Annotated in this window: 2 protein-coding genes and 1 pseudogene; all 3 read left to right on the forward strand. The window is 65.0% G+C overall.

Features of this window, described 5'->3' with window-relative positions:
• A pseudogene (locus SSPN_RS61385) lies at positions 1–923 on the forward strand (hypothetical protein); the annotation flags it as partial.
• A gap of 47 nt (positions 924–970) precedes the next feature.
• Entirely contained in the window at positions 971–1225 is a 255-nt protein-coding gene (locus tag SSPN_RS0141800; RefSeq protein ID WP_010316774.1) for a hypothetical protein, read from the forward strand.
• Positions 1225–1404 carry a hypothetical protein gene (locus SSPN_RS0141805; protein WP_010316776.1) on the forward strand — a complete coding sequence of 60 codons (180 nt, stop codon included), beginning with the start codon at positions 1225–1227 and terminating at the stop codon, positions 1402–1404. Before SSPN_RS0141800 ends, SSPN_RS0141805 begins: the two co-directional genes overlap by 1 nt.
• The last annotated feature ends 409 nt before the right edge of the window (positions 1405–1813 follow it).

Below are 1813 nucleotides of genomic sequence, written 5' to 3' on the forward strand. Positions count from 1 at the left end.
GCGTGACGCGGGTGAAAAGCACGTGGTCATGGGACACCGTGCACGTCCGAATGGCCAAAGGCCAAGAACCGGAGGACTTCGAGAAAGTGATCAACCGACTGGCGAACTCGTTTAAGGCACGTTCGACCAACGTGCGCCACCTCAAGCCCGGCCGGATCGCGCTGGACTTCCAGCGCCGTGAACCCTTCGATGACCTGTTCGTTCCCCCGCCGGGCCTGGCGGAGTCGGTGGAGGCGGGGGGCCTGGTGGCCGGCGCTTCCTGGCGGCTGCTGGACCGGCCGACCTTCGACAGGTTCGCCGGTCGCCTGCTGCGGGCGTGGTGGAGACGGTGGTGGTCCTACCGGCGGCAATGGCTTCGGATCATGACCGCCTGCAACCTGACCACCATCGATCACAAGGGAAACACCCTCACACCGTGCGTGACGCGGGTGAAAAGCACGTGGTCATGGGACACCGTGCACGTCCGAATGGCCAAAGGCTCGGTGGGCTCGGTGGTGGTGCTGGACGCAGCGGTGCTGTGGGTGGGGTACCAAACCGTGCTCATGGCGGCCGGTATTGCCGTGCTGGCGGGCGCTTCCTGGCGGCTGCTGGACCGGCCGACCTTCGACAGGTTCGCCGGTCGCCTGCTGCGGGCGTGGTGGAGACGGTGGTGGTCCTACCGGCGGCAATGGCTTCGGATCATGACCGCCTGCAACCTGTCGGTGGGCTCGGTGGTGGTGCTGGACGCCGCGGTGCTGTGGGTGGGGTATCAGACCGTGCTCATGGCCGCCGGGATTGCCGTGGTGGCCGGCGCTTCCTGGCGGCTGCTGGACCGGCCGACCTTCGACAGGTTCGCCGGTCGCCTGCTGCGGGCGTGGTGGAGACGGTGGTGGTCCTACCGGCGGCAATGGCTTCGGATCATGACCGCCTGCAACCTGTCGTAGCCCGAAACGGGCACGGACACGACTACCGAGAAAAGGGGAATTGGTTCGTGAATGCGAATTTGCCGGTCGGGATGCGGAAGAACACGCCCGCTGTCGCCCGGCTGAAAAAGATCGGGGAGTTGCTGGACGCGTTGTTCCGGGAACTGTCGCGGGTGGAGTTCCTGGAAGACGACATCATGCAGAAGAAGGATCTCCAGGAAATCGAGGATTTGGCGGGCGCGGCGCAGTCGTCCGTGTTCGGGGTTCGGGACGCGATCGCCGCGAAGGGCGGTCCGAATGTGGCGAAGGGATACCAGAAGTAATGGCACGTGGTGACGAGGTACACGCGACGGTCCGGCGCATCGATTCGACGATGCTGGCGCTGGTGAACCACTTGAAGCGGTTCGGGGTCCCGAAGGGCATGGGAACCTCGCTGAACAAGATGCGGAACTCGGTCGGCGATTTGGTCGCCAAGCTGGAGATGACCCAACGCCGGAACTGATACCGCTCGACTCGGCACAGGGGGCGTTGATCTCTACGGAGAATCAGCGCCCCCTTTTCTTCTGCTCGTAGAAAGGAAGGCGGCAATGCGGGACACGCGAGTGGGCACGGAAAGGACCCCGGTTCGGGCGGCGGCACGGTTCGTCGCGCGGCATCCGCGTTCGGTGGGCTCGGTGGTGGTGCTGGACGCAGCGGTGCTGTGGGTGGGGTACCAAACCGTGCTCATGGCGGCCGGGATTGCCGTGTTGGTGGGGGGACACGCACCCACCACACCAAGAACACGGTTTCCGTTTCACAGTAAGGAGTTTCGAAGTGCAGAACATCAACATCCACCTCACCGGCCGCAGCATCCTGACCGGGCTGCTGCTGCTCGCGGTCGTGCTCGGCGTGCTGGCGCTGGTGTGGCTGCT

The sequence above is a fragment of the Saccharopolyspora spinosa NRRL 18395 genome (genome assembly GCF_000194155.1).
In the GTDB taxonomy this organism is placed as follows: domain Bacteria; phylum Actinomycetota; class Actinomycetes; order Mycobacteriales; family Pseudonocardiaceae; genus Saccharopolyspora; species Saccharopolyspora spinosa.

Bases quoted from the DNA above. Each gene is read 5' to 3' on its own strand.
- SSPN_RS0141805 (WP_010316776.1), top strand. From the start codon at position 1,225: ATGGCACGTGGTGACGAGGTACACGCGACGGTCCGGCGCATCGATTCG.